This is a genomic window from Rufibacter sediminis, assembly GCF_014269285.1.
Lineage (GTDB): Bacteria > Bacteroidota > Bacteroidia > Cytophagales > Hymenobacteraceae > Nibribacter > Nibribacter sediminis.
The window spans coordinates 25,675-33,927 of sequence record NZ_JACOAF010000035.1 but is presented as its reverse complement, the minus strand read 5'-3'; the positions used below and the strand labels follow the sequence as shown (position 1 = coordinate 33,927).

Sequence of the window (8,253 nt, the reverse complement as noted above, 5' to 3'; positions counted from 1 at the left end):
TTTTGCGGCTGTTTTTAGAAAAACAGCCGCAAAACGAAACCCCTCAATAATTTACTAAGTCCAACAGAAACATTGCTTTTGCAAGACATTCCCAAATGCAGGAAGCCTTATTTATACTTTAAAGAGATGAACCTTGGCCGGAGATGATGCGGATGTTGGTGGATATCGGCGATGAAGTCAAAGGAATTGACATTGTAGCTGATCAACAGTTCACCGGGTTTGGAAAGGTGCGGGTGCGCCTTGGCGTTGTAGGTGTAGAAATCCAGATCTTCGTAGATTTCTGGAGTCTCGTAGATCTTTTTAGCGGGTTGAAAAGGCCCGGCGGGCGTTTGGCCCGCTTGAATAGCCACGGTGGGTGAGTTGGTGTCTAACTGATAGGTTGCCAAGACCCGGCCATCTTCCATGAAACTCACGCTCATCTCGTTGGAAACCCGATTGGTAAGTGCCGCCGCCCGGTGCACGTCTTTGCCCCACGAGGTCCCATCCCAGTACCGCCACTGGCTGAAGTCTTCAAAGGCCTCGTCTTTTACCCGGGCCACCAGCAGCTCCTTCTTTTCTCCCCGCACCCCATAGACATAGATAAACCCATCTGGTTTGGGTGCCCTGGCTCCTACAGTGTTCGCCAGAATAGCTACCCCGAAGACTACCTTCCCTTTCCCTTGGCTGTCTTTGATAAACAGCGGCGTATCCATCTGCCGATGGCTTTCGAACGGAGGTCTACTGCCTTTGGGCAGCGCAATCAAAGAAACCCCCACATCTTCAAACGGGTAGACTCCACCGGGAAGCTGTTTTATTCGGTACGCGAAAATGTAGATGGTGCTGTCTTTGCGGTGGTTGAAAAAGCCATCGCCCAGCCAATAGTAATCTCCGGGCTGGGCATTGGGGGTATGCGGTTCAAACATGGAGGCTGTTTTCCCCTGTGCAGTTTTTCCCCAATGGAATTTTATTCGTCCAGGGTCTGGGGTGCCGCCCGGCAGATACCCAACCGAATTATGCACCATCTCCCAATCTGCCTGCAGCGAGTCTTCTTTAATGGCCCCTATGATGGTGTCACTGAACCAGAAGAAAGTATCTGTACTGTCTGCCTGCCCCGCTTTCTCCACCCCATTCAGGGCCACGCTGTAAATACCATCTGCCCCTAGCCAGCCGGAGTTTTGCTGCAGCATCTGCTCCCATTGCGGGACTGACACGGCGCTCACCAACCGATTAGCTCCTGCCGCTGTTTCATCTGCCGCTACCGTTTGCTGTTCCGTATCGTTTTGTTTCGCGCAACTTAAGGCCAGCAGTGACAAGAAACCCAAGGAAAAGATTCTTGGACCGATGCTCCTTTTGCACAGATTAGTGGAAGGTGTTTTCATTATTTTCATGAGGCTAGTAGGACTTGGTGAGACAAACTCACTTTTTATAGGTTAAAAGGAATAAGGTATGATCTACTTATCCCACGTATCGGTGCGGAAAGGCATGGCTGGTAATCCGTCATTATTGGCGAGGTTGGTGATGGGATAATTGGTAAAGGCATACCGCACTGCCACCGGCTCCTTTACTTTGTCAGAGGTGAGCCATACTTCGTTCCTGATGATTTTCGCCTCTGCTGGATGAAACACCTGATCTTTGCCCGCCACATAGAAATGCCTGGGTGCCTGACCGTCTGTGGTGGTGATTCCGGCTCCTAGGCTCTCTGGCTTAAAAGTCACCTTCACCGTTGCTCCACTTCTGGTGAAACTCTTCAGCTTGGGACCCATGTTCACTGTTTTAGACTGGCCGTAGGTTTTGGCCAAGGCAATACGTGCCAGCCTTAGCCCCACGTCCTTCTTGTTCCTGGGGTGGATGTCCTTCACCTCGCCTATATTCATGGTCACGGCCATGCCGGTGTTTTTGACCTGCAGCATGGCCTCTTGTGCTTCCCTGAAGCGGGCGTAATAGGTGGCGGTGGAGTCATTCTCCTCCCAGTTATACGGCGTGACCTGCACATAATAAAAAGGGAGATCTCCCTGGTTAAAGTCTTTCCGCCAGCCCTGCAGCATGGCGGTGCAAAGACGGGTATAGGCGCTTCCATCGTTTTTGTTTGATTCGCCCTGATACCAGAGAAACCCCTTTATGGAAAGTTGGCGCAAGGGATAGATCATGGCATTGTACAGGAGCGTTGGCCGGGCCAATACTTCAAAGAGTTTCTCCAGCGTTTTCACAGAATCAAGGCTTTCCTGGGCCTGGGGACTTTCAAGATAAGGAGTCAAATACTTCGCCTTAACGGCTGCGTCTGCCTCCAGGGCCTCCCGGCTGGTCCAGGCCTGGCAGGCAGACCCGCCCACCGAAGACACGACTAATCCCACCGGCACCTTTAGTTTCTGCAGCAGCTCACGCCCGTAGTAATAGGCCACCCCACTCAAGTCACCGGCGGTAGCAGGCGAACAGATAATCCAGGTACCTTTGGCATTTTCCTGAGGCGTTTTCTTGAAGCTGTTTTCTATATTGATAAACCGTATCTCCGGATGATTGGCCCCGGCTATCTCCTGTTCATGGTTCAACACGCCTCTCAACCAAGGCAAGGCCGGCTTCATTTCCATGTCCATGTTAGACTGGCCGCTACAGACCCACACTTCGCCAATCAGTACATTGGAAAGCTCCACCCGCCTACCCCGGTGGATGATGGTGATAGTATGCGGCGTGAAATCATGGGGCTTGGCCGCAGGAACCGGTAACTGGCCCTTCCAGTGCCCCGTCGCATCTGCCACCACAGACACGTTGGTCTTTGTCCAGTCACCCGCCAGGGAAATGGTGTCTCCAACGGGAGCGGTCCCCCACAACGAGAAGGGCTTTGCCTGCTGAATCACCATGTTGCTCTGCAGAATGGCCGCCAACGAAAATTCTACCGCCACTGGGCCATACTGGGAAGAACACATTTTTTCACTGACGGCTCCTCTGCAGAAGAACGGCCCTACCCAGCAAACCAAGAAAAGTAACGTGTATGTCAACCTGCTCATATAACCGTACAGCTGTATGTAAATGGCTTTCTATTTTTAAGCTGATTTGGCCAAAACAGGCGCAAAACAGCAGTCCTGCATTTTATTTTTCTGAGGAGACCAGCATTTGGTCTTAAAGTTTCACTCTGATGAACCGGGAGCGGTAATGGTTGGGGTGCACCAGAATGTCTTTGAAGAAGTCAAAGGAGTTGACGTTGTAGCTGATCAGCAACTCACCCGGGCCGGAGAGGTGCGGATGCGCTTTGGCATTGTAGGTGTAAAAGTCCAGGTCATCGTAGATTTCGGGCGTTTCAAAGATGCGCTTGGCCGGCTGAAAAGGTCCGGTGGGTGTCTGCCCTGCCTGAATCATGACTGTGGGTGCATCCGTGTCTAACTGGTAAGTGGCCATGACGCGGCCATCGTCCATAAAACTCACGCTCATCTCATTGGAGACGCGGCTGGTGAGCGCCCCCGACTTATGGATATCTTCGCTCCAGGTGGTGCCGTCCCAATAACGCCATTGACTGAAATCCTCAAATGCTTCTTCTTTCACCCGTGCCACCAGCAATTCCTTGCCAATGCCCCGTACTCCGTACACGTACACGTAGCCATCGGGCCGAGGGGCGCCGGCGCCTACGGTGTTCGCCAACACGGCTACCCCAAAAACTACTTTTCCCTTCCCCTGGCTGTCTTTCAGAAACAAAGGCGTATCTAACTGGCGGTGGTTCCTGAAGGGGGGACGGCTTCCCTTGGGCAGGACGATCAGAGATACCCCAACGTCTTCAAAGGGGTACACTCCTCCGGGCAACTTCTTGATGCGGTAAGCAAAAAGGTAGAGCGTGCTGTCTTTGCGGTGATTGAAAAAAGCATCGCCTAACCAGTAATAGTCACCGGGTTGGGCATGAGGGGTGCGCGGCACAAATAGGTCGGCCGGGTTGCCCTGCTCGTCTTTGCCCCAGTAAAACGCCATGTTGTTTGGATCAGGCGTACTCCCCCGCACATACCCCACTGAGTTATGCACCATCGCCCAACCGGCTTGCAGCGAATCTTCTTTGATAGTACCAATGATGGAGTCACTGAACCAGAGGAAGGTGTCTGTATTCCCGCTCTTCCTTTGGTTCCTGACTCCGTTCAAGGGCATGCTGTAGAGCCCGTCGCCGCCCAGCCACCCGGAACTGCGCAACAGCACCTGGTCCCACTCTAACGCCGGAGTAGCCCTTACCTGCGGAACAGGTCCCTTAGCAGACCCCGCCCCACCCGATTTCTCTGCCAGGTCATTTCTCCCTCGGCACCCCGCCCCCAGGAACACGAATCCAAACGAGCAGAGGCTTACCGCTGCCCACTTGAAACCATATCGCAGAAAATTCGCTCGCATAGAAAATCGGTTGGGGGTTGCTGATGGTCAACATGACAGCCCGGCGGCTTTCTTAGTCTTTCCGTTTTAGGCCCGTTTTCCCGAAAACCGGTCTAAAACGGCACCCATGTGGCGCTACAAAATCTTGCTTGCGGAACTCCCCTACTGGAGTTTCACTTTAATGAACCGGGGGCGGTACAGGTTGGGGTGCACCAGAATGTCTTTGAAGAAGTCAAAGGAGTTGACGTTGTAACTGATCAGCAACTCTCCGGGCTCAGAAAGATTGGAATGCACTTTGGCGTTATACACAATGAAGTCTTTGTCCATCTTGATGTCTTCGGTGCAGTCCCAGAGGTTGATGATGGGGCCGAACGGTCCCTGCGGGGATAGCCCCAGCCGGAGACCTACGGTTTTGCCTATTCCATCGGTCTGGAACACCATGGCGTAACGCCCATCTGGGAGCGGGGTCACGCTGAGCTCATTGGAGGCGCGGTCTGTGATGTTGGCCAGTTTGTTGATGTCCTCGTTCCAGGTGGTGCCGTCCCAATAGCGCCATTTGCTGAAATCCTCGATCTCCCCGGGAACTACCCGGGCCACCATCACATTCTTGGCTTTCCCGCGCATGCCGTACACATAGACGTACCCATCGGGGTTGGGGGCACCCGCCTCCCGGGTATTCACGAAAATACCGGCCCCCAGAGAGCCATAATCATCGGGCCCGCTCCCGGGTAAAAAGAAGGGCGTATCCAGTTGCCGCTGATTTTTGAAGGGTGGTTTGCTGCCAGCAGGTATCACAATCAAGGCGTTGCCCACCTCCTGAAACCCGAACACCTGCGCCCCCGTGTCCCGCACCCGGTACCCGAAAAGGTAGGTATCATTGTTCTTGGCCGTGTTCACGAAACCGTCGCCCAGCCAGTAGTATTCGCCGGGTTTGGCCGCCGGAGTCCTAGGTTCAAAAATGGCCGTATGGCTGCCGTTGGCGGCTTTGTCCCAGTAAAAGGTGATGTTTTCAGGCGAGGGCGTATTTCCCTTCATGATGGCCACTGAGTTATGGATCATTTTGTACCCAGGGCTCAGTTTTCCGTCTTTGATATCGCCAATCATGGTGTCACTGAAGAGCAGCATTGTTTCTGTACTTCTGCCCGCCCCGGCGGTGTCTACCCCGTTTTTAGGAATGGCGAAGATACCGTCTGCCCCAAACCAGCCGGAGTTCCGCTTGAAAAGCGCCGTCCACTGGGGGGCTTCCTCCACGGTGAATTGAAGGGTGTTGATGTCTGTGTTCACCGGCTTCTTTTGGTCTACGCCGTCTGCGTCGCCTTTTTCAGAGGCGCAGGAAACCAAAGACAGGACCAACAGGAAGGCAGTACTTTTCATGAAACTCTTTTTAGAAAGCATAGGGTAGGCTTAAGAAAATATGAGGGGATTAAATAGCATCTCTGGTACCAGTGAAGCAGGAAGGGAACTGTTACAGCATGGCGTTTTGAGGCTCTTTTCCTAAAAAGGCAGGTAAACTACCGTCGTAGCTTTTCTTTCCGTTTCTGGCCTGCTTTCAGGAAAACGGGCCAGAAACGGAAAGAGGAAATAGGGTTGAACAACTCAAATGCGTCCCTATTATTGCTTCGGACTGGCGTCATAGGTATATTCAAAGGTTTCCTTGTCTGTATAGGGCGGACCAAACACTGACAGGTCTAAGGTTATCTCCAGCACCATTCGGTCTTTCGTCAGAGACTTCACGTTGTAGGTTTCCACGGTTACATTGCTGGGGTCAAAGACGCTGGCATAGGTTTGGGTGAAGGTCTTTTCATCATCGCTTAAAGACCAACCCGTGTAAACGTTCAATCCGTCGAAAGTACAGGCTTTGGTGCCGTAGTTCACCGCCATAGTGCCGTTTTCATTGTAGACAAAGGAATCATCAGTCTCGCAATCTTTCAGGTCATTGACATCTGGGTTGGGAGTTGTGTGCATCTTCCCTTTCAGGTTCCAGCGGTACGTGTACAGGATTTGCTCCCCTGAGGCGGTAGTATTCACAGTGAGTACTTTCTGCGTGATTTTCCCGTTGGCATCTTCTGCCTTGAAGGTGAATCCCACCAGTTTATCTACTTCACCGGGCGCATGGGTATAGGTAAAGGTGTGCTCATAAGACGCTTGTCCGGTGGAAGGAATTTGGACCGTTTGTACCCCGTTGGTGCCATAGGTGTTATCATTCTGGAGATTCACCTGCTTGGTGATGGTCAGGGACTTCAAGCCTCCCGGCGCTGAGACGGAGACTTTCACCGAAATGTCTTGTCCGGTTTTACCGGAGATATCGTCTTGCGATAAAGTAACCACCGGCGCATCTGGGGTGGATTCCTCATCGGAACAGGAGGTCCACAGGGTCATCGCCATCAGGGCAAGACAGGTGAACAGGATAGACTTCGTCTTTTTCATCTTTCAGGTTTTTAATGATTTGTTTAAGTCAATGAAGCACTTGATGAGAACACAATGTAGTAGTGGTGCAGACATTCTGGACAGGCCTTAAGCGTGATCTGTACCCAGAATTACTTGGCCACCAACGGGCGCGGATGTTGTGAAGCGGCATGGCCGGTAGTCCAGGATTGTTCAATTTCCTCCAGAGATCTGCCTTTGGTTTCGGGTACCAGACGCCATACAAAAACAAAGGTCACTACTGACATGATCATGAAAATCCAGAAGGTATAGGCACTGCCAATAGATTCAAGGAGGATGGGGAAGAACTGTGATACCATGAATACGGCCACCCAAAGGGCACTCAGGCAAATAGACATGGCCCGGCCTCTGGTTCGGTTAGGGAATATTTCGGCAACAATAACAAAGGCCAGTGGCCCCAGTGACACCGCGAAGAAGGCGATATAAGCCAGAATGAACACTAAGACAATGTAGCCTTTGACCAGTTCCAGATAGAAAGCGCCGCCAATGATGAGCAGACACACCGACATGCCCGCCGACCCCACCAGTAACAAGCCCTTGCGGCCCCAGTTGTCTACATACTTGATGGCTACAATGGTAAAAAGGAGGTTCACGGTGCCTACCAGAATGGTTTGTAACAGCGCCGAATCGGAACCATCACCGGTTGATTTAAAAATTTCAGGGGCATAGTACATGATGGCGTTGATGCCCGTGATCTGCGACAGGATGGCCAGCACAACCCCAATGAACAAGGCTTTGCGCAGCCCTGGCTTGAACAATTCACCTAGCGTGCCCGTCTCCTCTGATAAAGTGGCTCTGATCTGATCCAGTTCCAGTTGGGCTTGTCCCCTGCCGTTGATCCTGGTCAGGATAGCCAACGGTTCCTCCACCTGCCCTTTCTTCGCCAGCCAACGCGGGCTCTCCGGCACGAAAAAGAGCAGCAGCATAAAAACAACCGAGGGGATAATCCCAGACCCGAACATCCAACGCCAACCGGTGGTAATGTTCCAGGCCTCGTCATACAAACCCGCAATGCCCGCGTTCACAAAGTAAATGAGCAGAATACCAGACACGATGCCCAACTGATTGATAGAAACCAACCTTCCCCGGATAGCGGCTGGGGCAATCTCGGTGATGTACATGGGGCCCAGAATAGACGCAATGCCAATCCCCAAACCTCCAATCAATCTGAACACCACAAACCAGGTTAGATTCGGGGGCATGGCGGTTCCTATGGAGGATACCGCAAACAGAATGGCAGACAACATGAGTACTTTCTTGCGGCCTACCTTATCACTCAACCCTCCCGCGAACATAGCCCCTACCATGCACCCGATGATGGCGCAAGAGGCAATCCATCCCATCATGGCCGAAGACAACTGGTAGTTGGCCTGTAGAAAACCAATAGCTCCGGCAATCACAGCCGTATCATACCCAAAGAGAAGCCCTCCCACGGCCGCCACCATGGTAATCCGATACACAAACCAGTTATTGGCTGTCTTTTCCATATCTAGC

6 protein-coding genes are annotated in these 8,253 nt (G+C 52.4%); all 6 read right to left on the bottom strand.

Annotated features, from left to right (window positions below; translation table 11 throughout):
- Nucleotides 1–107: 107 nt before the first annotated feature.
- A complete protein-coding gene (locus tag H7U12_RS15335; RefSeq protein ID WP_186639561.1) occupies nucleotides 108–1,358 on the bottom strand; it encodes a DUF4185 domain-containing protein in 1,251 nt (416 codons plus the stop codon).
- A 72-nt stretch (nucleotides 1,359–1,430) separates the two neighbouring features.
- A complete protein-coding gene (locus tag H7U12_RS15330) occupies nucleotides 1,431–2,900 on the bottom strand; it encodes a sialate O-acetylesterase (protein WP_186639559.1) in 1,470 nt (489 codons plus the stop codon).
- Between the two features lie 193 nt (nucleotides 2,901–3,093).
- Complete coding sequence (locus H7U12_RS15325) at nucleotides 3,094–4,335, bottom strand: DUF4185 domain-containing protein (protein WP_186639557.1); 1,242 nt, start codon at nucleotides 4,333–4,335, stop codon at nucleotides 3,094–3,096.
- A 141-nt stretch (nucleotides 4,336–4,476) separates the two neighbouring features.
- Nucleotides 4,477–5,688, bottom strand: a complete 1,212-nt coding sequence (locus H7U12_RS15320) for a DUF4185 domain-containing protein (protein WP_241749456.1) — start codon at nucleotides 5,686–5,688, stop codon at nucleotides 4,477–4,479.
- Between the two features lie 237 nt (nucleotides 5,689–5,925).
- On the bottom strand, nucleotides 5,926–6,741 hold the full coding sequence (locus H7U12_RS15315; RefSeq protein ID WP_186639553.1) for a hypothetical protein: 816 nt from the start codon (nucleotides 6,739–6,741) through the stop codon (nucleotides 5,926–5,928).
- A 110-nt stretch (nucleotides 6,742–6,851) separates the two neighbouring features.
- Nucleotides 6,852–8,246, bottom strand: coding sequence for a sugar porter family MFS transporter (locus H7U12_RS15310; RefSeq protein WP_241749454.1), 1,395 nt, complete (start codon nucleotides 8,244–8,246; stop codon nucleotides 6,852–6,854).
- Between the last annotated feature and the right edge of the window lie 7 nt (nucleotides 8,247–8,253).